Annotated in this window: 20 protein-coding genes; 10 read left to right on the top strand and 10 right to left on the bottom strand. The window is 40.3% G+C overall.

Annotated elements, in window-relative coordinates; genetic code table 11:
• Nucleotides 1-62: 62 nt before the first annotated feature.
• On the bottom strand, nt 63-3,446 hold the full coding sequence (locus AACX33_RS23055) for a PAS domain S-box protein (protein ID WP_193998091.1): 3,384 nt from the start codon (nt 3,444-3,446) through the stop codon (nt 63-65).
• Between the two features lie 562 nt (nt 3,447-4,008).
• Here AACX33_RS23055 and AACX33_RS23060 point away from each other — a divergent pair.
• A complete protein-coding gene (locus AACX33_RS23060) occupies nt 4,009-4,668 on the top strand; it encodes a pentapeptide repeat-containing protein (protein ID WP_193998090.1) in 660 nt (219 codons plus the stop codon).
• A gap of 331 nt (nt 4,669-4,999) precedes the next feature.
• Here AACX33_RS23060 and AACX33_RS23065 read toward each other — a convergent pair whose 3' ends face one another.
• The 3 genes from AACX33_RS23065 to fraC all read right to left on the bottom strand — a co-directional run bounded on the left by AACX33_RS23065 (nt 5,000) and on the right by fraC (nt 7,544).
• Nucleotides 5,000-5,779 (bottom strand): ABC transporter permease, encoded by a 780-nt coding sequence (locus tag AACX33_RS23065; RefSeq protein ID WP_193998089.1) that lies wholly within the window; start codon nt 5,777-5,779, stop codon nt 5,000-5,002.
• 69 nt (nt 5,780-5,848) lie between these two features.
• On the bottom strand, nt 5,849-6,934 hold the full coding sequence (gene fraD, locus AACX33_RS23070) for a septal junction protein FraD (protein ID WP_193998088.1): 1,086 nt from the start codon (nt 6,932-6,934) through the stop codon (nt 5,849-5,851).
• A 64-nt stretch (nt 6,935-6,998) separates the two neighbouring features.
• Complete coding sequence (fraC, locus tag AACX33_RS23075) at nt 6,999-7,544, bottom strand: filament integrity protein FraC (protein ID WP_193998087.1); 546 nt, start codon at nt 7,542-7,544, stop codon at nt 6,999-7,001.
• A 268-nt stretch (nt 7,545-7,812) separates the two neighbouring features.
• Between fraC and AACX33_RS23080 the strand changes: the two genes are divergently transcribed.
• A complete protein-coding gene (locus AACX33_RS23080; RefSeq protein WP_193998086.1) occupies nt 7,813-8,949 on the top strand; it encodes a cob(I)yrinic acid a,c-diamide adenosyltransferase in 1,137 nt (378 codons plus the stop codon).
• A gap of 13 nt (nt 8,950-8,962) precedes the next feature.
• Nucleotides 8,963-9,091, top strand: coding sequence for a hypothetical protein (locus AACX33_RS23085; protein ID WP_265338672.1), 129 nt, complete (start codon nt 8,963-8,965; stop codon nt 9,089-9,091).
• A gap of 78 nt (nt 9,092-9,169) precedes the next feature.
• Here the strand turns inward: AACX33_RS23085 and AACX33_RS23090 are convergent, their stop codons facing one another.
• Nucleotides 9,170-10,732 (bottom strand): ArnT family glycosyltransferase, encoded by a 1,563-nt coding sequence (locus tag AACX33_RS23090; RefSeq protein WP_193998085.1) that lies wholly within the window; start codon nt 10,730-10,732, stop codon nt 9,170-9,172.
• A gap of 188 nt (nt 10,733-10,920) precedes the next feature.
• Here AACX33_RS23090 and AACX33_RS23095 point away from each other — a divergent pair, with 188 nt between their 5' ends.
• From AACX33_RS23095 to AACX33_RS23110, 4 genes are all read left to right on the top strand, one after another.
• Nucleotides 10,921-11,574: a class I SAM-dependent methyltransferase gene (locus AACX33_RS23095; RefSeq protein ID WP_193998084.1), complete on the top strand. Its 654-nt coding sequence runs from the start codon at nt 10,921-10,923 to the stop codon at nt 11,572-11,574.
• A gap of 20 nt (nt 11,575-11,594) precedes the next feature.
• On the top strand, nt 11,595-12,107 hold the full coding sequence (locus tag AACX33_RS23100) for a hypothetical protein (RefSeq protein WP_193998083.1): 513 nt from the start codon (nt 11,595-11,597) through the stop codon (nt 12,105-12,107).
• Between the two features lie 42 nt (nt 12,108-12,149).
• On the top strand, nt 12,150-13,037 hold the full coding sequence (locus AACX33_RS23105) for a hypothetical protein (RefSeq protein ID WP_193998082.1): 888 nt from the start codon (nt 12,150-12,152) through the stop codon (nt 13,035-13,037).
• A gap of 538 nt (nt 13,038-13,575) precedes the next feature.
• Nucleotides 13,576-19,155, top strand: a complete 5,580-nt coding sequence (locus tag AACX33_RS23110) for an ATP-binding sensor histidine kinase (protein ID WP_193998081.1) — start codon at nt 13,576-13,578, stop codon at nt 19,153-19,155.
• A gap of 4 nt (nt 19,156-19,159) precedes the next feature.
• On the opposite strand, the gene AACX33_RS23115 is transcribed toward AACX33_RS23110, so the two are convergent.
• From AACX33_RS23115 to AACX33_RS23130, 4 genes are all read right to left on the bottom strand, one after another.
• A complete protein-coding gene (locus AACX33_RS23115; protein ID WP_193998080.1) occupies nt 19,160-19,870 on the bottom strand; it encodes a hypothetical protein in 711 nt (236 codons plus the stop codon).
• 599 nt (nt 19,871-20,469) lie between these two features.
• Nucleotides 20,470-21,231, bottom strand: a complete 762-nt coding sequence (locus AACX33_RS23120; protein ID WP_193998079.1) for a hypothetical protein — start codon at nt 21,229-21,231, stop codon at nt 20,470-20,472.
• Between the two features lie 207 nt (nt 21,232-21,438).
• Nucleotides 21,439-22,290: a 3'(2'),5'-bisphosphate nucleotidase CysQ family protein gene (locus AACX33_RS23125; protein ID WP_193998078.1), complete on the bottom strand. Its 852-nt coding sequence runs from the start codon at nt 22,288-22,290 to the stop codon at nt 21,439-21,441.
• A gap of 31 nt (nt 22,291-22,321) precedes the next feature.
• Nucleotides 22,322-23,197, bottom strand: coding sequence for a sugar kinase (locus AACX33_RS23130; protein ID WP_193998077.1), 876 nt, complete (start codon nt 23,195-23,197; stop codon nt 22,322-22,324).
• A gap of 30 nt (nt 23,198-23,227) precedes the next feature.
• Here AACX33_RS23130 and rsmI point away from each other — a divergent pair, with 30 nt between their 5' ends.
• The 3 genes from rsmI (at nt 23,228) to rpsU (ending at nt 25,143) form a co-directional block, all read left to right on the top strand.
• A complete protein-coding gene (gene rsmI / locus AACX33_RS23135) occupies nt 23,228-24,085 on the top strand; it encodes a 16S rRNA (cytidine(1402)-2'-O)-methyltransferase (protein ID WP_193998076.1) in 858 nt (285 codons plus the stop codon).
• A gap of 168 nt (nt 24,086-24,253) precedes the next feature.
• Nucleotides 24,254-24,595, top strand: a complete 342-nt coding sequence (locus tag AACX33_RS23140; protein WP_193998075.1) for a hypothetical protein — start codon at nt 24,254-24,256, stop codon at nt 24,593-24,595.
• Between the two features lie 371 nt (nt 24,596-24,966).
• Nucleotides 24,967-25,143, top strand: a complete 177-nt coding sequence (gene rpsU / locus AACX33_RS23145; protein ID WP_193998074.1) for a 30S ribosomal protein S21 — start codon at nt 24,967-24,969, stop codon at nt 25,141-25,143.
• A gap of 149 nt (nt 25,144-25,292) precedes the next feature.
• On the opposite strand, the gene pth is transcribed toward rpsU, so the two are convergent.
• Complete coding sequence (gene pth / locus AACX33_RS23150; protein WP_193998073.1) at nt 25,293-25,922, bottom strand: aminoacyl-tRNA hydrolase; 630 nt, start codon at nt 25,920-25,922, stop codon at nt 25,293-25,295.
• Nucleotides 25,923-26,100 lie beyond the last annotated feature (178 nt).

A 26,100-nucleotide genomic window follows, 5' to 3' on the forward strand; every position in this document is an offset into this window, starting at 1 on the left:
GTGCAGGGTGCAGAGGGGATGATAGTTATTTCCCAATGATTAATGACTAATATGACTAATGACTAATGACTAATGACTGTTTTCCCAGCTAGTCTAGCTACGGCTGCAACTAATTGAGAAGGTTCGGCTGGCTTGGTGACGTGCATCTGAAAGCCGGCTGACATTGCTTGCTGTTGATTATATTCTCCCGCATAGGCCGTGAGAGCGATCGCAGGTGTCTTTCCCCCTTGTTCTGATGTCCAAGTTCTAACTTGACGCATCAGCATATAACCGTCCATTTCCGGCATTCCAATATCACTCAATAGGACATCTGCCTTTGAGTCTGGCAGGGTTTGGAGTGCTTCAATAGCCGATGACACTGATATAACTTCTGCGCCTTCTTCTTCGAGAACAAAGCAAATAAAGTCTCGCGAATCCAGGTCATCATCTACAACTAGGATTTTAATTCCTTCAAGATTGCCCAAGCTAGAGTCCATTTCTCCCTCACTGTGGCTGTCGGCTGTGATTAATTGTGTTTGCGAAGCTGGTAATTGCACTGTAAAAGTCGCCCCTTCTCCTTCTCCCGCACTGTCGGCAAACACTCTCCCCCCGTGGAGTTCTACTAATTGTCGCACAATTGCTAGCCCCAGTCCCAACCCGCCAAACTTTCTGGTAGTGGCGCTATCTGCTTGCCGGAAGTAATCAAATACATGAGATAAAAACTTAGGGTCAATTCCTTTCCCTGTATCCATGACTTGAATCTGAATATTATCATCAATACTTTCTAGGCAAATTTGGACTCGCCCACCTGGGGGAGTGAATTTGACAGCATTGGAAAGCAGATTCCAGAAAACTTGCTGTAAGCGGTTGGGGTCACCCATGACCAAAGCTGTAGAATCAGTGTCAGACAAAAATTTCAACTGGATAGATTTAGCTTCTGCTGCTAAACGTACTGTTTCCATTGCCACCGAAATTGTCCATTCCAAATCCACTTGATCCACATTTAACGTCAGTTTACCCTGAAGAATCCGCGAGACATCTAGTAAGTCTTCAATTAATTGGGCTTGTAACCGGGCGTTGCGCTCAATAGTGGCTAGGGCTGTCACTGTTTTCTTTTCATCAAATTTGCGACTTTGGAGAAGCTTAGACCAACCCAAAATGGGATTTAGGGGAGAGCGTAATTCGTGGGAAAGCACAGCCAAAAACTCATCTTTGATGCAGTTGGCTTCTTCGGCTTGGGTGCGGGCTTGCTGTTCGGCTTCATACAATCGAGTGTTTTCAATGGCGATTGATGCCATTTGCGCTAACTGCACAATAATGGCTTCGTCTTCTTTAGTAAATTCATCCTGATATTTATCTGATAACTGAATTAGCCCCATATTGTGATAATTTCGTCCAATTAAAGGCGCAGCCAAGCACCCACGCATTGGTGGACGGTTGTCTATTTGCTTACTAAACTTTTGCCATTGGGGATGGGCTTCGAGTTCAGTTTGAGTCATCCGCACAGAACGATTGATCAGGCGGATACTGGCATCAATGCCTAAGCCATCGAGATGTTGATGTTGATCTCGCCATGCCGCATACTTATCTGAGAATGAAGCCCAACTGATCAAGTTGGCACACTCGTCATCAATAGTCATGGTGGTAAATCCTTGGTGTGCGCCAATAATCTCACGAGCTTGTTCAGTAATTATGCGGATGACTTCTTCCATAGAAAGTGCGGAATTGATTGCCAATGCAGCTTCCATCAAACCGTTGAGTTGTCTAGTGTATTCCTGCGATCGCGCCAGCATTCTTTCTCGTTCGACTTCGACTTGTTTGCGATCGCTAATGTCAATACATGAGCCAATGTAACCGAGAAAAATACCTTCTGAGGTGAAACGTGGAATCCCTATATCTAAAATCCACCGATACTTGCCGTCACAGTGTTTTAGCCGATATTCCATTCTGAACTCTTGACGGGCGTTAAACGCATTAATATAAGTTTCAAAACAGCGCTGTGAATCTTCTGGATGTACTCCTTTTGCCCAACCTTGTCCCATTTCTTGTTCCATTGTTCGTCCTGTAAACTCCAGCCAAGGCTGATTAAAGTAGCAACAAAGGCTGCTAGTGTCAGACATCCAAATCAGAGTCGGAGAGGTATCTGCCATCTGACGAAATAGTGCTTCACTTTCCCGTAATGCCGCTTCTACTTGTTTGCGTTCAGTTACATCTAGCACCTGAGATAGCACAGAAATCAACTTGCCTGATTCATCACATAAAACTGAGTTGTACCATTCACAATGAACCACAGAGCCATTCTTAGTATAGTTGCGGTTGCGGGCAATCACCTGAGTTTCTTTACAGTTAAATGACCTGCTAAATACGTCCTGGACTATCTCTATATCTTCCTCAAAGACAAACTGCCAATCGTCAAACTTTTTGCCCATCACTTCTTTAGCTGACCAACCAAAAAGTTTTTCGGCGGCTGGTGACCAGCGAGATATGCGAAATTCATCATCCCACTCAATTACTCCCAAAGGTGAATTTTCTTCATGGAAAGTTAGTCTTTGGATCACATCCCTCAGTGAGTTTTGGGTTTTTTGGCGATCGCTTAAATCCATCACAAAACAGACACAATTAGGCGGTGACTGCTGCAAAATCGCCCCACCAATCAAAATGGGAATCAGACTCCCATCTTTACGGATATATTGCTTTTCAAAAGGAGTAAAAGTGCCAAATGGCAGCAATTCTTGCAAGGCGTTCTCGTCCAAATGCTGATATTCCAGAGGCGTTATTTGTCGCCAGCTAATTCCGGTTGTGAGCAAATCCTCACGGGTATAACCCACCATTTGGAGAAAAATATCATTAGCTTCTATAATTTTTTCAAAATCTGCTAAAACAATGCCAATAATATTAGAGTCCAACAATTTTGTAAACTTGGGTTCATTTTCTGACAATTGCCTTGCCATCTCAACATCAGCAGTTTTCTGAGCCGTGTTTAATTTTTGATTCTGGCTAATGTCTTGGGTAACTATATCTCTTTTAATTCCCTCTGCTTGTTGCTGAGTAATCTCAGAAAAGGTATATACAACTGCATAGGCAGAAGTTTCCTGAGCCAGAAATAAAGGCTGCGAGTTCATCAACAACCAGATCAAATCTGTATTTGGTTTATCTAAACCAACAACAAAATTCCAGCAGGGCTGACCTGTACGCAGCGCCACCATTGCTGGATGAGTTACCTCAGTCAAGGGCGTTCCGTTTTGGTGAACAAATCGCCAGGAAGATTCCGGGGAATTCCATCCATGTATTTCCTCTGCTGTCAGTCCCAGAATCCGTTCAGCCATATGATTACAAACTGGCATACTTCCATCCGCCAACTGAAGTATCATCCCTTCTTCCACAGTACCAATTTTTGCATTGCTATCTGGCGCATCGTATAATTCCTGGTCAGCCAAGTGATCATCAATATTTTTTTGATCTTGCATCTTGTTTGCTATACATGAACTCAGAGAAACTATTTTGGAAAGAATTAGGGGTTAATTCCGCGGCGAAATTTTGTTTTTCGGAATTAGCAGATGTTTTAACTTAATTTTTACACATTTTGCCTAAAGAAATATGCGTTATTTTGTAATCTAACCAGTACAGTAAATAAATCCCCCCCAGGATAGGTGTTGTTAAATAATTTTTTGGTAATCGCAAATATTGATTACTCATCATCAATATTGTCATCCACAATATTTTAGTGTGTGATCAAACCTGTACAGTCAATTAGCGATTAATTTTTAACCATGATATTTTTTTACATTATCAATTTTTCCTGACTTGTTTGTTCATTTTTGGTTTGCCAAAGGAGTTAATCAGCGTATTTTCGGCTCATGACTAATTTTTTCCCAATTTATTAGAGGATTTTAATGCAGGTTATTGGTTTTTGAGGTGTATTCTCGATATACAGTAAATATCACCCACAACGTGATCAATTCTGAATACTTCCTGGCTGACAACTCAGAAAACTAACCTTTGTGAATATTGACATTTGAGGTGAATACCATGAAAAATTATGCTGACAAACAGGAATTAATATTAAGCCAAATCAAAGATAAATTTTGTCAGCGTCGAGATTTCAGTGGATGTGACTTCAGCGGAATTGACTTGAGCGCTGTTGATTTAAGCGGTGTTAACTTGATGAGAGCAGACTTAACTGGGGCGAATTTGTCTGGTTCTAACCTGACTGATACTAAACTCAATGGGGCAAATTTAATCCAAGCTAATTTGTGTAGAGCTAATTTATCTCAGGCTGATTTGTCGTCAGCTAATTTATATCAGGCTGATTTAAGCTATGCGAATTTGTGTGGTTCCAGCTTACGACGGACGCAATGCAGCCATACTAACCTTTGGGGAGCTTCTTTATGTGATGCAGATTTAACTGAAGCTGACCTGAGCGATGCTACATTAATTGAAGCATCCTTGAATGAGGCTAACTTATTTAGAGCCAATCTCACAGGAGCAAAGCTATGTGGAGCTACCTTGGTAGAAGCTAATTTAACTCAGGTCAACTTCACTAATGCAGACCTGACATCGACAAATTTAACTCAGGCTAACTTGACTGCGGCGAATCTTTGGGAAACAAAAATCAGTTATGCTAAGTTGCGGGACACTATTATGCCTGATGGTACAATTCGCGCCCCTGAGATGATTATTAGTCATTAGTCAATCAATTTTAGATTTTAGATTTTAGATTTTGGATTAGACTGCAATCTAAAACACTCGCACTCGCTGCGTAAGCTTCTCTAACGCCAATTCATTAGTCATTAGTCATTTGTCATTTGTCATTTGTCATTAGGGACTTCTAAGGAATAAAATCCCAATTAGTCTGTAAACCAGCATTATCCTTAAGTTTCTGGTGGGTTACGCTGCGCTAACCCACCCTACAATTTTTGGGTAATTTATTTTTTGGTGTTCCCTTAGTCATTTGTCATTTGTTCTGGAAATACCCTGTCCACAGGGAACGTGCTGTAAACAATGACCAATGACTAGTTGATCAAAACTCACGTCGCGAGAAGACAACATTAGCGATCGCCAACAGCATGAAACTGTAACATAAGCCATAGACTACATTGCTAGTCAGTGCAGTGGCATCAGGTAAGGCTCGTAAGCCATAAACTGCATCATTTTTGAAATCTAATCGCGATAAATCTGGCAAAATCAGGTACAAGCCTTGAGTGATGCGTTCAATCACAGGACTCTTGCTGAGACGACCCAGATTGACTAAATCGGGAGTAATATTTCCCATTAAGTACACTGCAAATGTTAAGGTTACCGCTAACAAAGAACTAGTAAATACACCGAAGGTAATAGCCACAGCGGTGATTAAAGATAACTGCAAAATTAAAAAACCGCCCGCAATTACAATGCTGAGTACTGAATGAGGAATATTCCCAATCTGCAAAAATCCCAAATAAATTACGGTCATGGCGGCTACAATTACAGCCAGCACAGTGGATAAACCCAAGAATTTACCAAAAATAATTTCGCTGCGGCTGACAGGTTTGGCAATTAATACCAAAATAGTCCGTTTATCAATTTCTTTATTAACCAGTCCCGTACCTACGAAAATGGCCACAATTAAAGTCACAACATTCATGATTGCTAGACCAAAGTCTAGAAACATTTTATCTTCAGTCGCTGCGGCAAATTCCGGTAATACGCGCAGACCGATCGCGAGTGTCAGCGCATAAAACCCGATTATATACAGAATGCGATCGCGCACCATTTCCTGAAATACGTTCTTAGCTATTACAACAACTCTGGCAAAATTCATGGTTTTTTAGTTAAAAGTTAATTATCAGTTCAATTATTCCCACATCCGCCACATCCCCAACATCTCCCCTCACCGCCTCGCTGGTGGCGCACCCGCAATGAATTTACTCAAGCGATCGCATTCAATTTCCGCGACTGTGTTTTTCTCGTCTACTGGGCTGGTAGTGGCTTGAGAAGTTGTTGTAGATACTGCGATGGGTTCAATCCGACAAGATTTTTGCAGATAATACCCCTTGGGATTAGAACTAGGTCCATCCCAGATACTGAGTAAATCTAATACATATCCAGACTTAATATTAGCCACGCGCGGTTCAACACGCCATAATTTTCGTTCTTCATATTGTCCTAATTGCTGATTTTTGATTTGATTCCCCAAGTTTGTTACTTCCTTTGTTGCGTCTAGCAACCATCTTTCCACTTGTGACCAAGGTGTTTTATTTAATTCTTGTTCTACTCTGATTTGCAATTGATCGAGAATGGCTACACCATTTTCTGGGACTTTTTGGACTTCTGGTTTTGTCTGTGTTTCTGTTTCTGGTTCTAATGTTAGTTCTATATTCGGTTCTGCCATTCTGACAACAAAGGTACTACGCTCAAAATTATCTGTGAGTAAGCTGGGATATTGTGTTAACCAATTTTCCATGACAAAGTAAAACTGAATCCAGCAACTGAGTAGCATACAGCTAGCTACCAAAACTATGATTTTTTCCCGAATTTCTGGTTTAGGAATTTTTGCTGTAGTCTTGATATCAGTACCTTCAATAAAATCAGGCAGCGCTGTAATGATTGCAGATATTGTTGGCCAGAGAATAATTGTTCTTGGTGTAATTACATCCTCTGGATTACCAAAGGCAAAAACACTAACTAAAAATCCAGTGATTACCGCTCCCACTGGCATAAAAGTCCCAGGAACTCTTAAAGGATCATCAGTAGTATACCAGGCTGTACCAGCAATTAAAAATAACCATCCTAAAAATGCAATTACACTTTTGACATAACCTACAGCCAAAAATGAAAGTGTCCAAGAATAAGCACTCAAATAAATAAATGTCTGCCAGGAATAAGCTTTTGGTGGAAGTAAAAATTTTCTAATTCCCTCATAAATTCCTGTAAAGAACTTTAAAAATACCAAAGCATCTTTAAATAATGTTTGCATCCGGCACTCCTCTGATTAATTCAACAGTTTCTGACGAGATTTGCGGAAAATGGCTCAATTCATTCTACTTACGGGTCAATAATATAATCATGCTAATGGTACTGTAACTCAGCGAGTTGGCGATTAATATAGTCGTAACTAAATTTGTATTTTGCAATCGAGCAATGCTAGTGCGCCGCCATTGTAATCGATTATTTTCTGGTGTTTTCTCATATAGTTTTGGCAGGTCTTCTTTTAAGGAAATCACGAAAAATCTTAAAAGAAAGAATTTCATGAAGAATGTGATAAAGAAAATTATAAAACCTGTGAATATCAGCAGAGCTTGTGTATTGCTTGATCTGAAATTATGAAAAAATATGTAACTAATTAATTCTGATTTTAAATTTACAGGTAATATTGGTTCTAGGAAAAAAAATATCATCCAACCAATAGTGCTGGAAAAAAGATTGATAGATATGGCATAAAACATACTAGTTTTTTTGTCAAACTTCAGCCTCTTGTTCAAAACGTATGCTTCTATGGGAATAGCAGTTAGTAAAAACAAAAATTCCACCAAAATTAAACCGACAGGCAGGATTCTAGGAATAGCGATATCTCCAAGTCCAAGCATAAAGTGTCGTAAGTAAAGGTTAACGTTAGCGAGTATAGCCGAGATAATCGGTCTGATGTGGCAATTATCTCATCCTTATTGTTGGTAATGATCTTGGTGTGCCAGTATAACTTTATTTATTCAGGAGTAAATCCAAGAAGAGGAAAGAGAATTCAGCAAAATCATCCAACTCCCCTGCTCCCTGCTCCCTGCTCCCCTGCCTCTTCAATCAGAGCCTTCTGCATTTCAAGGTAAAATTAGAGTTTGCCACGTTATAGCTTTTCAAGAGATGACAAGGAACGGCATCGGTATTCGCACGGCGCAAGTGCGTCCTGAACGGCTCACAGGTCAAATTCACGTCTACGATGGAGTGGGTAAAGGTAAGTCTCAAGCGGCTTTAGGGGTAGTTTTGCGCTCAATTGGTTTGGGAATAAATACACCAGGCGATTCCAGCCGCGTCTTATTGTTGCGGTTTCTCAAAGGGCCAGAACGTGATTATGACGAAGATGGCGCGATCGCAGCTTTGCAGCGTGGTTTCCCCCATTTAATTGATCAGGTTCGCACTGGGAGAGCTGAATTTTTTGGACATGAGGAAATCACTTCCTTTGACCGAGAAGAAGCTACACGGGGTTGGGATGTGGCTAAAGGTGCGATCGCCTCTGGTTTATATTCAGTTGTGGTTTTAGATGAAATTAACCCGGTTTTAGACTTGGGTTTGCTACCAGTGGATGAAGTGGTACGGACATTGAAATCCAAACCCCAGGAATTAGAAATCATCGCCACTGGACGCGCCGCACCGCAAGATTTACTTGATATTGCGGATTTACACTCAGAAATGAAACCCCAAGACCATCCCAGGGCAAAAGAACTCTTTCTGGAGGGGATTGAAATTTATACTGGTGCTGGTAAAGGTAAGTCTACCAGTGCATTAGGCAAAGCATTAAAAGCCATTGGTCGGGGAATCAATCATCCGGGTTCTACTCGTGTGTTAATTATGCAATGGCTCAAAGGTGGTAGTGGCTACACCGAAGACGCAGCTATCGCCGCTTTACAGCAATCATATCCAGAGGTGGTAGATCATCAACGTTGTGGTCGAGATGCGATTGTTTGGCGCAATTCTCGCCAAGAATTGGACTATGTAGAAGCCGAAAGAGGATGGGAAATTGCCAAAACTGCGATCGCCTCTGGACTCTATAAAACGATTATTCTCGATGAACTCAATCCCACAGTTGATTTAGAATTACTTCCCGTGGAACCGATAGTCCAAGCCTTACTCCGCAAACCCCGCGATACGGAAGTCATTATCACTGGTCGCTGTCAACAACAACCAGCTTACTTCGATTTAGCCAGCGTTCACTCTGAGGTATACTGTCACAAACATTATGCCAATCAAGGTGTAGAACTTAAACGTGGAGTAGATTTTTAACCACTAATTAACTATGGAAAACAGCAATTTACTGGATTTAATCACAGGAGGATTGGCGATCGCTATTCTGATCGGCGGGATGTTGATGATGTTTACTACTGTATTTTCTACCAAATTTAATGCCAAGAAAGAGAAGAAATAGGGGGAGTAGGGAGTAGGGAGTAGGGAGTAGGGAGTAGGGATAAAGAAACTACGAAATACCCAGTCCCCAGTCCCTCGCTTAAAAAACTTGAATTAATTGGTGTTTTTGTACAGTACCAATAACTTGGTGCGGTGTGGTTAATTCCGCCGCTTGGTTTGTAGAAATCCAAGCATAGCTAGAAGCTGGTAATTCGGTAATTGAGTCTACTTTTTCACCATGAACTGGAGTATAGAAATTCAGTAATACCGCAGTTTTTCCTTCTGTCTGGAGAAAATAGATGGGGTGATTTTGCAAAATAGAGGCGATCGCAGGTTGTTGCAGAAAAACCCTCACATCAGGGTTATAGTCACTTAATAAGCCTAAATTACCAGCCACAGCCAAAGCTAGCCAACAAGGAATTAACCAACCCGCCCACCAGTAACGAGCTGTGAGAAACTTGTGTTCAAAGTGGTAACGACCAATCCACACCATAGGCAAAATTAACCAACCAAACCCCATAATTAAGCCCAGGGTGGCATACTGGCGAATCTCAACACCATCCACCCCAATCAAAATAACTATCCCGGCTAGCACCAATAAAATACCCAATCCACCAAAGAAATAACTGAGATTACCAGCAACTTTCTTGATTTCCCCATCTCCCCATTTCCCCAACCAACTTAAACCCACAGCCGCCAGCATGGCGATAAACGGGTAAAGACAAAGGCTATAGTGAGACAGACGAGTTGAGAAAAAACTCAGTTCAGCAAACAGCACCACCGGGAAACCAACTAATATTAATTGGTAGCGCGGAAGCGGACGACGAATCAGCAAAATTAAGCCTAAAAGACTCAAAAAGAACCAGGGGAAAGCTTTGAGCGGGACATTCCACAAATAGAATATGATGCCATTTCCATCACGCTCATTCGATCCCAACTGAACCACAAACCTCAATAATTCTTCATAACTATCATTCCCATAGCGCATCCAATTCCGCCATAACCAAACCGAGGTAGGAATTAAACCGACGACAAAACCTAAATATAAACTAGGGTTTGTCAGATGACGATGACGGCGATGTTCCCCAATTAAATAAGGTAACAAAGCCACAATTGGCAGAAAAATCATCAAGCTTCTAACTAAAAAGCCTAAACCAAAACTTAAGCCAGCAATAAAACTCCACAAATAGCGATATTTAGGATGTAGTTCAGCTTTGAGAAAAGCTAAAATAGCTAACAATACTAAAAATATCATCGGAACATCTGGTGTCCCTAAGCGGCAATATTGCAACCAGAGAAATTGCACACTTAAAATTAACCCTGCTAGCCAAGCTAATTTTTGATTGAGCAGAATTTTGCCGATTTCATATACTAAGAATACGCTCAAAATCCCAATAATCATACTCGGTAGTCGCACACTCGCTTCACTGATCCCAAATAGCTGATAGGAAATGGCAATTAGCCAATAAGGGCCAGGAGTTTTATGATGAACAGTACCCCAAGGAGCTATCCAATCGCCGGATTCAAACATCACACGCGATCGCCTAGCGTAAAGCCCTTCATCATGTGCCATCAGGCTATTATCCCCAGAACTGAATAGCAATAAGGGGAGTATCCACAGGAGTAAACTGAGATAAGGGAATAAACGAAATTTATAAAACATTGAATTAATATTGAGCAATAGTTGATTAATGGTACAAACCCCTATATTTATCTGTGAAATCAATCCAAAGTCTAAAATCTCAAATTGTTTGATCGTCTCCTAATTTCTAGCGCGGAGATTTATTAAAATACATAATAATACGTAAAAATCAGTGAATTGGGCAAAAACTTTGCCTATATAAACCTTATATGATGCTCAAACCCGACCAACGCCAGAAATTAGACGATACAGACGACAAGCTATTTTACGACTATCCCCGCTTCGTCACCCATGTGGATCAAGGATTTATTCAACAGCTAACGGATTTATATAGCGATCGCCTCCAACCCCACACACGTATCCTAGATATGATGAGCAGTTGGGTGTCTCATCTCCCAGCAGAAATGGAATTTACCCATATTGAGGGACACGGACTCAACGCCGAGGAATTAGCCCGAAATCCCCGTTTCCATCATTACTTTGTCCAAAATCTCAATGAACATCCTCAACTACCCTTACCAGACCAAAGTTTTGATGCCGTACTGAATTGCGTTTCCGTACAGTACATACAATATCCAGAGGCTATATTTGCTGAAATTCATCGTATCCTCAAACCTGGTGGTGTAGCAATTATTAGCTTTTCTAACCGAATGTTTTTCCAAAAAGCGATTCAAGCTTGGCGAGACGCTTCCGAATCAAATAGGGTGGAATTAGTCAAGCAGTACTTCGCCTCAGTACCTGGATTTACAGTTCCAGAGGTAATTGTGAATAAATCCACAGCGCCGAATTTTTTACAGTGGTTAGGTGCTGGCGGAGGAGATCCATTCTATGCTGTGATAGCACACCGTATTCCTCAAAGTTGAAACATCAGGAACAGCCAAAGATGAATTTAGCTCGCGTGTTTAAAATTTTACCGGCTTTGTTACTGTCAGTTTTACTACTGACCACCGCTTGTACTCCAGAAGCACCAGGTCGTTTTGACCAAGTACAGCAGGAAAGTACCCAACAAAAAAGGGGTCAAGCAGTCGTCGAAACCGCCACTGAAGGCGGAGAATTTAATAAATTCTTTCCTGCTGCTGGCGATGGCTACGAGAGAGTATTTACCCAAGAGAAAAAAGGTTCTGCTCTAGCCAATTTAAAAAAAGATGGCAAAACTTTAGCGGTGTTAACTGTTTTTGATACCAGCAGTACACCAGAAACAGCGGCAAACTACTCCAATAGCACCACACAAATTGCTGGTTATCCAGCGCGGGAAATTGGCAATACTCAAACAGCAGTCCTGGTAAATAATCGTTACCAAGTAAAAGTACTATCCCAAGATCCGTCATTTACCGCAAGCGATCGCGCACAATGGATTGAGAAATTTAATCTTGCTGGTATAGCGACATTGAAATAACTTTGACTACCCTGAGTAAAAACTCTCAATAAGGATATTCTTGTGAACAAACCAATTTTTGAGTTAGTTGACGAACTTCCAACTAGCGGCTTGACCATTTCCATGTTGAACGCCCTGGATTTTGTGGCTCCTGGACAGTGGCACAATACTGTAGGCTTTGTCAACACTATTAAGAAAGTGACGGGTGAAACTGATGAAAATTTAATTCAGCAAATTGGTGAAAGAGCGATTTATCTTTATAATGATCGCTCCCAAGGATACCAACGAGCGATGTGGCTTTATCAAACTGTGGATAAAACAGATAAAGCCCTGGGTACAGCAGCCTTGGCTAACAAAGTTGGCGAAAAAATTCCTTTATTGGGTTTTTTAAGCAACATGACTCCCAAGGCCGACAAAGCCCAAACAATTGATTTGTGTCTGAAATTAGTAGTGGAATTAGTAGCTTTCTGCCAAATTAATGGGATTCCCGGAGACAGCATCGGGGATTTTGTCGCTTCTTTGGGTGAGTATAGTGGTGAGTCCCTGATGCGGATGGTAGCTTTGGTTTGTGTTGATGGTTTAATACCTCTAGGGCCAGACTTCATTGACAAGGCATTATCTGGACTGAATCAAATGAATCCCCAGGAGTTAGAACAAAACTCAACTTTTCAAGGTATCCAAGATGCAATTCCAGGGAACAATGCTAGCAGTAAATTAAACTTTATTGGCGAAAGTTTTGATTCAGTTAAAGGTTGGATGGGTGGGCTAGTTACCCAAAATAATTTAACGCCACAAAAAGTAGTTAGCAATTTGCAAAGTTTTGTGGAACTGACTGATGACAAGTTAGATTATCTAGCCGCTTTCTTAGATGTAGCTACTAATTACTATGAACACACAGGGACACAAACTTTGGCACAGCGATTGATTTCCCGTGCTGTAGCTGAAATTTAAGTTCAAGTCTCCCCTCTCCTTAACAAGGCTACGGTGTACACATATCCTGATCCAGAAAGACTTTTACGCCCTAAAAACAGGGTTAAAGCGGAAATCCAGTTCCCCTCCTCGCTTGCCTACAGTGTACACACATCCTGATCCAAAAAGGGTTTCCAGCCCTACAAACCGAATTTCACTGTAAATCCGGTTCCCCTCCTCGCTTGCGGTCCGGGGCTAGGGGTGGGGTCTTATGGCAGAAACGAAAATTTACCGACTTCTGTGTACACCGTAGCCTCGCTTGCGGTCCGGGGCTAGGGGTGGGGTCTTATGGCAGAAAAAAGCAATTTCCCGACTCGTGTATACACGGTAACCTTCTCCCTTTGGGAGACACTACGCGAAAGCAAGGAGAGGGGCTGGGGGTGAGGTTGTATATTTAACTAAATCCCCATTCCTAATTACTTAATGAGAATATATATCTTTCTGTCATAAAACCTGATGATTAGCATATATATCTAGGGAATACTAAAGAAAAGAAACAATACCTGTGAGTATCGCTGCAATGTCAGTATTATCTGATACTATATTTACTATTCCTGGATATCGCATGACTGAGCAAATCTATTCAGGTAGCCAAACCCTAGTTTATCGAGGTATCAGAGAACAAGACCAAAAAAGTGTCATCCTTAAACTGATGCGAAACGAAAACCCTACATTCGCCGAAATTGCCCAGTTCCGGAATCAGTATACCATCACCAAAAACCTGGATATTCCTGGCATAGCCAAACCCCTAAGCTTAGAAAATTATGGACACAGAGATGTTCTAGTGATAGAAGATTTTGGCGGTATATCGCTCAAAGATTGGGCAGTTGGCAAAAATCACCAACCAGGAAATGGCATCACGCTCACAGAGTTTTTTCAGATTGCTATAGAAATAGTATCGACTCTAGAGGGACTACATCGCGATCGCATCATCCATAAATATATCAAACCCGCCAATATATTAATTCACCCCAGCACTCTTGAAGTCAGACTGATAGATTTCAGTATTGCTACCCTACTACCCAGAGAAATTCAATTTTTCAGCAATCACAAGGTCTTAGAAGGCAAATTAGCTTATATTTCCCCGGAACAAACAGGACGGATGAACCGAGGTCTTGATTACCGCAGTGACTTTTATTCCTTGGGTGTCACATTTTTTGAACTCCTCACCGGTCAGTTACCCTTCACCACCACAGACCCGATGGAGTTAGTCTACTGTCACATTGCCAAACAACCACCCACAGCTAGCCAAATTAACCCCAATATTCCGCCCATACTTTCTTTAATCATCAGCAAACTGATAGCAAAGAATGCCGAAGACCGTTATCAGAGTTCCTACGGACTCAAACATGACTTAGAACAATGCCGCCAGCACTGGGAAGAGACAGGCCAGATCACAACCTTTGAATTAGCACAAAAGGATATATCTGACCGTTTCCTGATTCCGGAAAAACTCTATGGCCGCCAAACAGAAGTAGCACAACTATTGGCAGCTTTTGAACGTGTCAGTAGTGGCACAACAGAAATGATGTTAGTGGCAGGATTCTCTGGTATTGGCAAAACAGCAGTAGTCAACGAGATTCACAAACAGATTGTACAACAACGTAGTTACTTCATTAAAGGGAAATATGACCAATTTCAACGCGATATTCCCTTATTAGGATTCATCCAAGCCCTTCGGGACTTAATCGGTCAAATACTGTTGGAAACAGATGCCCAAATTCAAGAATGGAAAACTAAAATTTTGTCAGGATTGGGTACACAAGGTCAAGTCATTATTAATGTAATTCCTGAACTGGAACTAATTATTGGTAAGCAACCGGAAGTAGCAGAATTATCTGGCGCTGCTGCCGAAAATCGATTTAATTTATTATTTTCAAGATTTATCCAAGTCTTCATGACTAAAGAACATCCTTTGGTGATATTTCTAGATGACTTGCAATGGGCAGATGTAACATCATTAAACTTAATTAAATTATTAATTAGTCATAGGAATACAATTATAGGAAATGTGGCATTGACTAATTCCCTGGAAAACGAAAAAAGTCTCTTAATGATTGGTGCTTATCGGGATAACGAAGTGTCAAAGGCACATCCATTAGATTTAGTTGCCAAGGAGATGAAAGACAGCGGAGCCAGTATTAATACTATAATATTAACACCTTTAAGAAAGCGTGATTTAAATCATTTAATTGCTGATACTTTGCGGTGTCCAAAAAATGAAGCGATCGCTCTGACACAAATGGTATTAGCTAAAACTAAGGGGAATCCTTTCTTTAGCCATGAATTTCTCAAAGCATTACATCAAGATGGATTAATTGAATTTGATTTTGAACTGCTTCGTTGGCAGTATAATCTAGCAAAGATTCACAGTTTAACACTGACGGATGATGTGGTTCAATTCATGTCAATTCAACTGATGAAGTTGCCAAAGCCAACTCAGCAAGTCCTCAAACTAGCAGCCTGTATAGGCAACAAATTTAATTTGAAAATTCTGTCTATTGTACATGAGAAATTAGCAGTAGATACAGCCTCAGACTTATGGACAGCATTACTTCAAGGACTAGTTATACCGGACTCTGAAATCCACCATTTATTCACTAAAAATAATAATAATCACAGCAGCACTCTAGTAGAGAGACAATCTATCCATAGTCACAATCAATTAGTTCAATATAAATTTATCCATGACCGCGTACAACAAGCTGCTTATGCTTTAATTCCCGAATCAGAAAAACAGTCAATTCACTTAAAAATTGGGCAACTGCTGTTAAAAAATATCCCAATTGGGGAAAGAGAAGATTTAATTTTTGAGCTGGTAAATCAATTTAATATTGCCATACCCATAATTCATCTTCCAGGCGATCGCGAGCAGCTGGCAGAGATGAATTTAGTTGCTGGACGTAAAGCTTTGGCATCAATGGCTTATCCTTCGGCGCTGAAGTATTTAAATACTGGACTTGAACTACTTACAGATAATAGTTGGGAGACACAATATGAACTAACCTTGGCTTTGTCTGAGACAGCAGCAGAAGTAGCACACTTAGGGGGCAATTTTGAGGAGATGGAGCAATTAGCAGAGATAGTATTGCAACGAACGAAAACCCTGCTAGAGAAAGTGAAAGTTTATGAAATCAAAATTCAGGCCTATGCATCACAAAATAGATTGTTGGAAGCAATCGCGATCGCCAGGCAAGTATTGCAACATTTTGGTCTAACTTTTCCCGATTCACCGAGCGAAAGTGATATTCAAAAAGCTCTTAAAGAAACTACATTACTGCTTGCAGATAAAAGTATTGAAGATTTGATCGACTTGCCGTTAATGACCTCTGCAAACCAACTGGCAATTATTCGCATTGTCTCCAGTATGAGTGCTGCGGCTTATATTGCAGATCCTTCATTATTTCCACTAATTATTTTGTCTCAGATTAAATTATCAATGCAGTACGGAAATGCTCCTTTGTCTGCTTATTGCTATGCCTGTTATGGCATTCTTTTAAACGGATTTCAGGATAATGCTTCCGCAGCAGTTCAATTTGGTAATTTAGCTCTTAAATTAATTTATAAATTGAATTGCTCAAATATTAAAGCTAGGACATTGTATGTTTTAGCCGGATTTATTTTTCATATAAAATCTCACATTCAGGAAACTTTACCAATTTTATTAGAGGTATATAAAACTGCATTAGAAACAGGGAATTTAGAATTTGTTGGCTACTGTATAAAGGATCTTTTTCAGCACCCATATTTTATCGGAAAGGAATTAACAACCATAAAAGAAGAACTGATAAATTATACTCATGTACTAAAAAATCTGAAGCAAGCAACCACATTGCGCTATTGTCAAATATATTTGCAAACAATTCTTATTTTATTAGATCATCCTGATAATGCCTATGATCTCATAGGCGAAGAATATAATGAGAAGGCATCACTATTTCTGCTGATTAAAGCGAATGATCTTTGTGGACTGCACTATTACTATTTATATAAACTCACCCTCTGTTATTTATTCGGTAACTTTCTTGAAGCTCAACAAAATGGTATTCAAGCAAAACAATATTTAGCAGGAACTACCGGGTTTATAACCGTACCTATATTTTATTTTTATGATTCTCTAGCAGCTTTGGCTATATATCCAACCGTTGAAAAGGAGCCAGATATTTTACTTCAACAGGTGGCAGATAACCAAGTAAAGTTACAGCAATTCGCACATCATGCTCCCATGAATTATCTGCATAAGTTTTATTTAGTAGAAGCAGAAAGATATCGAGTGACAGGTGAATATCTCCAAGCAATAGAATTATACGATCAAGCGATTTCTCTCGCTCACGAGCATGAGTATATTAATGAAGAAGCTCTGGCTAACGAACTTGCAGCTAAATTTTATCTCGAATGGGGAAAAACGAAAATTGCTCAAATTTATTTAATTGATGCTTACTATGGCTACATTCGCTGGGGAGCAACAGCTAAAGTTAATGATTTGGTCAAACGCTATCCCCAATTCCTAGATCCTCTACTCCAGCTAAACAAATCTAGCTTCCATAGGAGTGAAAATACGACTGATTCTATTGATGAGTCTATATTAAGTTCTAGCAATCATCAAACAACTATTAACTCTAAAACAAGTATTTCAGATTCTTTAGATTTGGCTGCTGTCATCAAAGCTTCTCAAGCACTTTCTGAGGAAATTGAGCTGGATAAACTCCTTGCTACGATGATGCAAGTTGTGATGGAAAACGCGGGAGCCTCTAAATCTGCTTTGATTCTCAGCGAAGATGAAGAATTACAGTTAATTGTCACTGCTGTTGCTTCTAGTTCAAATACTGAGACTATGGTGACAAATTTTCCATCAATGAACCTAGAGTTGAGCGCAGATGTTCCCGTTCCTTTGATTAAATACGTCAAACGCACTCTGGAAGTATTTGTCACCGATGATGCTCAAACTGTCACATCCTTAGCAGGCGATCGCTACATTCTCACTCAGCAACCTCAGAGTCTGCTATGTATTCCCATTATTCATCAAGGTAAATTATTGGGGATTATTTATCTGGAAAATAATCTGACCACAGGAGCATTTACAGGCGATCGCGTCGAAGTCCTGAAACTGCTCACCACCCAAGCCGCCATCTCCCTAGAGAATGCCATGCTTTATACAAGTTTGGCAAAAGCGAATCAGCAATTAGAAGAAAAAGTAGAGGAAAGAACGCAGCAAATCAACGAAAAAAATCAAAGTTTGCAACAAGCACTCTCAAAATTAAAAAGTACCCAAACCCAATTGATTCAAAGTGAAAAAATGTCTTCATTGGGGCAAATGATGGCGGGAATTGCCCATGAAATCAATAATCCCATCAACTTTATTCATGGCAATATTGCCCATGTCAATCTGTATATGCAAGATTTACTCAATTTGCTCACTGTCTATCAACAAGAATATTCTCACCCTTCAAATCTAGTTAAAGAGAAAGCCGCAGCGATTGACTTGGATTTTATTGCCGAAGACTTGCCGAAAATTCTTAACTCCATGAAGGCGGGAAGTTCACGGATACAGAATATTATTCTGGGCTTACGCAACTTTTCCCGCCTCGATGAATCTGAAATGAAATCTGTAGATATTCACGAAGGGATTGAAAACACCTTAATGATTTTAGCTCATAGACTCCACCGCCGGAATGATTACCCAGAAATTCAAGTGATCAAAAATTACGCAAAACTTCCGAAAGTTACTTGTTTTGCTAGTCAAATAAATCAGGTATTTATGAATATATTAAACAATGCCATTGATGCTTTAGAAGATTCATTAATTAACAAAAAAACAAGAGACAATCCCATAATTAGGATTTCTACGAAACTTATAGATGCAAATATGCTGAGGATTATCATTGCTGATAACGCTTATGGTATGACAGCAACGGTACAGCCAAAAATATTTGACCCATTTTTCACTACTAAGCCCGTAGGTAGTGGGACGGGATTGGGATTGTCTATTAGTTATCAGGTGATCGTGGATAAACACAAAGGTCGGTTAACCTGTGATTCCACATTAACAGAGGGAAGTGAGTTCGTAATTGAAATTCCAATTTCCATACAACCAGCTTAATTTATTAAACTGTTAACCCTTGCTTTATCGGATATTTTTTGGCATATGCCATTATTTCTTCCATACTTTCTGAAAAAACCTCAAACACTTTTTCTACTAACTCAAAGGCTTTAGCTCTTTGCTCTTCTGTAAGTTGTAAATTTGCAACAAACTGTTGCGAATTATCTGTGCCGACGGTGTGACTACTTTCCAAACAGAAATGATGCTGACCAAAATAGCGGTAATTTTGCTTGGTATCTTCTTGGAGTTCTTTTGCTACTTGTGCAGTCAGCGACAAAGCTACCTTAGCTGTGGCTTCTATGGCTTCAATTGCTGCTAGCACAAGTATAGGCTCTGCTTGAAAAGTATGTAGTGCAATCTGATGGCATATCTGGCGTGTTTTTTCTGTTTCTTCGCCCCAAAAAAAATTCACAGCTGCACTAAACTTCATGGAATGATTCAAACCCAGTTTTTCTAGGTCTTCTAGAAACCATTGCCAGTGATGATCATCTTCATAAGTATGTTGATTAATTATTAACTGAATTGGATCGTTAGTTGGTTCTTTCCGAAAATCTAATCTATTCAATTGTCCAAAACCCATTGAAAAAGGAGCTAAGCAAGGAGCCCAAGCCAGTCGTTGGATTGGGTCTATACTTTTATCTTGCATAAATTTAAATAACGATAACTGGGCAAATTCTTGCTTCCTCTTTTCAATCAATTCAAGAACTTCTTTCATTATTTAAATCTCCTGATTTCAACAATTAATATGTAGCATTCCCTGAGATTGTGTTTAATTACAGCAATTTGCAAGTGAATGTAGTAGATCAGAAAATAATGGATTACAGATGAACACGGATAAATCTGTACTCCATCTCAATGAAAACTGCTTTAGCGTAGATTTGAATGCAGCAATTTAGCCCATTTAAGTAGTATTGAACACTTTTTTTGAAAAAATAAGCGTAATTTTATTGAAAAAGTTTCCTAATTCAATTTTTTTTAATACATTAAAATTAATACAACCTACTTTACGTAGTAAATTTACTTAATTTTAAATCAAAATAATTTTGAGATGTCCACTTTGCGCTCAACAATACAAACACAAACAAAAAAACCGCACTTATAAGTGCGGCTGTAAAAAAAATGTCATCTAAAATCTCAAGCCAAGGCGATCGCTCTATTTTCGATCAGGGACTTCCAAGGAATAAAATTCTCAATTAATTTGTAGGGTGGGTGAGGACATTAGTCCTTAACCCACAATTATCCTGAAGTTTATGGTGGGTTAGCGCAGCGTAACCCGCTCTACAATTTTTGGGTAATTTATTTTAGATATTATACCTATATAGGCAAGTTCAAATCAGCTGCGATCGCCCAAAAGTAAGGTTGAAAAATTGCTAAATTTTCCAGTTGATCAAATTTACCTGCGATCGAGTCTGGAGCAAAAGCTGTGGTAATTACATAGATAGCCGTACCATCGAAGGCAACATGACTGAGATGTTGCTCTTGTACTCCACCCTCTGGCTTGATTCCTACAAACCCGTAGCGTATTCCTTGAAGTTTACCAACTGATGCCGGTTGTGGTGGGTAGGCTGAGAACACAATTTGGTTTTTATCGGTATTTTGACGGTCTTTGAGAAAATTACTATTCAAATCTGCAACCCAAGCTTTGAGTGCTGTCAATAACTTGTTTTGGTACTCAGGACTTTGATAATCCACCTGAGAATCGAGTGGAATACCCGCATCTCTGAGATTTTTTTGGAAATTGGGATTGTTTTTCACCGAGTAAACGCCGATTTCCACTGTACCCAAAAGTTTTCCTTGGGAAGAAACACACAGCAGGGGGTCGTTTCCTTCACAAGGGACAACTTCCCAGCCATTTGGGGTAGGTGTGTTTCCCAAAATTTTATTCCAAGTATTTCCTTGTCTGGGATTGGGAGTTTTTGAAGCAGTGGTTTGAGGCGATTTAGTTTGAGTTTTGATTGCTACAGAACTCGGATTTTCTACAACTGTAGTCGAAAACCGGGGGAGAATAGTTTTGACTCCGACTGGAGTTAAAGCCAATAAAATAACACCAAGAAAGAGATGATAAACGCGCAACATTTTTCGTGATAATCCTGAGCCAGAACTTGCAGACTAATAGTATCCTCCACATTTTGTGAGTATACAAGAATATACATATTTATCGCTGTTAGTTCTGCCAGTGTCCAACATAAATATGTATATTAACAAGCGATCGCCTATTTGATTCAAGTATTTAGAATACGTACTAATTAAGACATTTGTTTTTCTAATCAATTGCTATTAGTCTTAACCAGAGAACTCTGCTAATAACTTTTCTGCCGTGTCACATAGGACTTGGTGATGCTCACCATTACTGGCCAGCAAACCGCCCCATTGATTAATATCATCTGTGTTGTATGCTAACAAACTGCCATCGAAGTGAGTAAATTTACCACCAGCTTCTGTTAAAATTAGTTCTGGGGCTGCGATATCCCAATCTTTAGGGGCAGATTTCCCGGAAAGAGAAATATAGATATCCGCTTGTTGTTCTAGGATAGCGGCAATTTTGCACCCTACACTACCAACAGATTTGTGATTTTGACAAGGCAAGTTTTGTAATAAGTATTCTAAAGATTCATTCCGGTGAGAGCGACTGGCAACTACAGTTAAATCTTCGACTGGCTTACCTGATGACACTTGAATGGGGAAAAATCCATGACGGGTTTCGACAAATGTACCCCCACCTTTGGTAGCAAAGTATAACTTTTCAGTTTCCGGTACGGCAACTACTGCTAAAACTGGACGGGTTTGTTTGACTAAAGCGATGTGAATGGCATAGTCGCCAGTTTTGTCAATAAAGTCTCGCGTACCATCCAAAGGATCAATAATCCACACCCATTCAGGGGATTCTTGACTAAGTTGTGATTTATAGGTTTCTTCGCTGATATAGGCAAAATCTTCATGACCTAAAGCTGCTTGTAGCTTTTGCAGAATATATTGACTCACTGCTACATCGGCAACGGTTACAGGCTCATTCTGTTTGTACTGCACATCTAGATTAGAGTCTTTGGCTGTACCGTGGTAATAAGACTTAAGTATATCTGATGCTCCCCAACTGACTTCACGGGCGATCGCTAATATTTCTTGCAAATCTTTCATTAATTCGGCCTTAATTACTTAACTAAGTCTACTACTCAGCACTTTCCATCCAACGACGCGTGCCAAAAAATTGACAAGAGTCAGCAGCAATCTTTGCAGCCTGTGCTAAGGCATCAGTAAAATTTGCCTGTAAAATGTAATTACAGAATGCACCGTGGAAAATATCTCCCGCCCCCAGGGTATCCACTGGCTGAATTTGGGGTACATCCACAGCCCCGATTTGAGTAGAAGATAAATATGCAATGGGGTTTTCCCCTTGGGTAATGGCGATGTGGGGAATGTTAAATGCACTTAGGTAGGCAAACACTTCGGCTGGAGTGTGGCAATTAGGGGGATGGAAATTTGCCGAACACAGCGCATAATCAACAAAAGGCAAAATTTGCTCAAATCCTGGTTTCCAACTACCACCATCAATAACTATGGGGATATTTTTAGCTTTAGCCTTTTCGGCTATGATGTGGCTAACGGCCATCTGATGACCATCAATTAAGATAATATCAATATCTTGTAAAATATCTGGCGGGATAGATGTACTGCTGGCTTGAGTTTTGGCAGCATTTATCGAAACCACGGCTCGTTCACCTGTGCCTTGGGTGATAATGATGGAAGAGACAGGTGGTGCTGTACTTATATTAGGTTGAAGATCAGCGATCGCCACTTGATAATTTGCCAAATCGCCCCGAATCAGTTGTGTCATCGGATGAGAACCCACCACACCCAAAACTTGAGTTTGATTACCTAAATAACTAAAGGTAACAGCCGCATTTGTAGCTGGTCCACCGGCTGCTAAAGTATAGTCAATAGCGACAATTTTCTGATTATTTCTAGGGGCAGAATCGGCGAGGTAAATTAAATCCAAGGTGATTAAACCCACAAATAACCCCCGCTGAGATTTTCGATTAGTCATTTGTGTACCCTAGCTCTTATTTTTTCACTCATGCAGACTGACCCCAAACCAGGAACACTCTACATCGTCGGTACACCAATTGGCAACCTGGAAGATATGACCTTTCGGGCTGTGCGAATTTTGCAAACGGTAAATCTGATTGCAGCCGAAGACACTCGCCACACGGGAAAACTACTACAACATTTTCAAATTAAAACACCGCAGATAAGTTACCACGAACACAATAGCCATAGCCGCATCCCGGAATTATTAGAGTATATGGGAAATGGGCAGGCGATCGCTTTAGTGAGTGATGCCGGAATGCCGGGAATTTCTGATCCTGGATATGAATTGGTGAAAGCTTGTGTTGAGGCGGGTGTAACAGTTGTGCCTATTCCGGGGGCGAGTGCCGCAATTACGGCTTTAAGTGCTGCCGGCTTACCTACAGACAGGTTTGTTTTTGAAGGCTTTCTTCCAGCCAAAGCACAAAAACGCCGGGAATACTTAGAATTGATTCAGGCAGAACCCCGCACGTTAATTTTCTACGAATCACCGCACCGTTTGCGAGACAGTTTACAAGACTTTGCCACAGTTTGGGGAAGCGATCGCCAAATTGTCCTGGCACGAGAGTTAACTAAATTGTACGAGGAATTTTGGCGGGGAACCATTGCCGAAGCGATCGCTCATTACAGCCAACGTGAACCCCAAGGCGAATATACCCTAGTTCTGTCCGGAATTACTGCCAGTCTACCCCAACTCACAGAAGAACAATTAAAATCCGAATTACTCGACATTATGAGTCAGGGAATATCGCGATCGCAAGCCAGCCGTCAATTAGCCAAAATCACATCTCTACCCCGTCGCCAACTTTATCAACTAGCTCTTTCTTTAGTCCTGACTACTGAGTAGGTGAAAGTAGCAATTACACATAGCAGATAATGCAAATTTGAAAACAGTATATTTACTGAATCAACTTTAAATTAAGTAAAATTAAATTTTATGAAATTCAGTATTTTGCTGAAAATTCCCATACAATTAAGTGTATCATTTGCTTCATCTACTCAATAATTAAACAATATGAGCAGGCTTTTAATCAAAATCATAGGTTTAGGTCTACTCTTGGTAGGCATTTACTTTTTTGCTCAAAACATCATATTTGTCAGCAGTTACTATTCCTTTTACTACCGATTTCCCGCCACTCTCTCAGGTTTAGCAATCATCTCAGGAATCTTTTCACTGTTATTCTTCCGCAGGGAAACTGGTAATTTCGGATATTTCTTGCTAGCTATTGGTTTAGTGTTTGTTTTCTTTAACGGGCGCGTATTTTTTAAACCAACCAGCTTGTGGAATTTGTTAGTGGCTTTAGGCGCGTTAGTATCTGGATATCAATTATTAAATACTGGTAAAGTCCGCTTTTAAAGTTTGCTACACAATCACGTTTTTTCATTAATCAATCCTCAGCAGTAATTAACCACAAATTTACACATATAGCATTTCCTAGTCTAATCAAGTACAAAACTATCCGCGTAGCCTACGGCAAGCCGCTAACGCGTCTATATCTGCGTACATCTGCGTTTAATTATTACTGCTTGTACCTCACTTGAATGGGAATTGCTATATAAGTATTTTCAGGTAAACCGGAGATAGAGAGGACTAAAGTCCTGACTACGAACCTTGAAAGCACTTTAAATCCATAAACCGCCTCTGAGACTGACTTTAGCTGCTGATGTTTGGCTAAATTTGAGGCTAAAATTACAATGGAAAATATTGATTATGAGGATACGGCAAGAATGACCCAGGTCTTTCTAGGAGAAAATGAAGGCATAGATTCAGCTTTGCGTCGGTTTAAACGCCAGGTCTCGAAAGCTGGTATATTAGCTGATGTCAAATTCCATCGGCACTTTGAAACGCCTTTAGAAAAGCGCAAGCGGAAGCTGGTATTAGCTAGACGCAATCGACGTTTTTAATCAACCTATTTGGGTTAGTACTGGTGTTGCTTGAGGGCAGAACCTTGAATAAGCAATAACACCTTGCTTGATATTTTTATTAAAATTCAATGATATACCCCCACCCTGATGCAGAGGTGAGGGTATATTAGTTTAACGATACATATAACTTATGAAGGAACTTCGACAGTACGGCTATTACAACGATTCATGGCCTTTTCTACTCCCTGTTTGAGGCTAAATTCTACACACTCAACCACAAACTGAAGTAAGACAGATATCAGTTGAGTTTCAGCAGCAGAAAATCTTCCTAAAACATGAGAGATAGATTCGGAGTTATCGCCATCATTGGGTTTACCAATGCCGATTCGTAAACGGGGGAAGTTTTGGGTGTTAAGATGAGCGATCGCACTCTTCATGCCATTGTGTCCCCCAGCCGAACCAGACAAGCGTAAACGAGTCTTACCTAAAGGTAAATCCATATCGTCATAAATCACCAACACAGACTCCGGCGGCAATTTATACCAACTAGTCACCGCTTGAATTGACTGTCCAGAGCGATTCATATAAGTCAAAGGTTTCAGTAAGCGGATTTTATGGCTACCTCGTGCTATCCCCTCACCATACTCCCCCTGAAACTTGCGATTTTCCCCTAAAGGTATATGCCAAGAACGAGAGAGTGCATCTATAGCAGCAAAGCCAATATTATGGCGTGTTTGGTCGTACTTCGGCTCTGGATTTCCTAACCCGACAATTAGTTGAGGAATTACCAGAGATGGTTTCGTAACAGCTTCTGTCATTTTGCCTAAATTCAATTCCTTCGCAGCACCTTCCCTAAGTCACCTACAATCTACACACAAGTCCTGCCTGTCTGCGTTTGAGCCTGTTTTGCCCCCTAAATCCCCTGCCCCCGTGACCCCCAAGTTTGGGGGTAAAATGGGGGACTTTGAAAATTCTTGTTCCCCCATAATTGGGGGT

Origin of the sequence: Nodularia sp. LEGE 04288 (assembly GCF_963896525.1) — a bacterium.
Lineage (GTDB): Bacteria > Cyanobacteriota > Cyanobacteriia > Cyanobacteriales > Nostocaceae > Nodularia.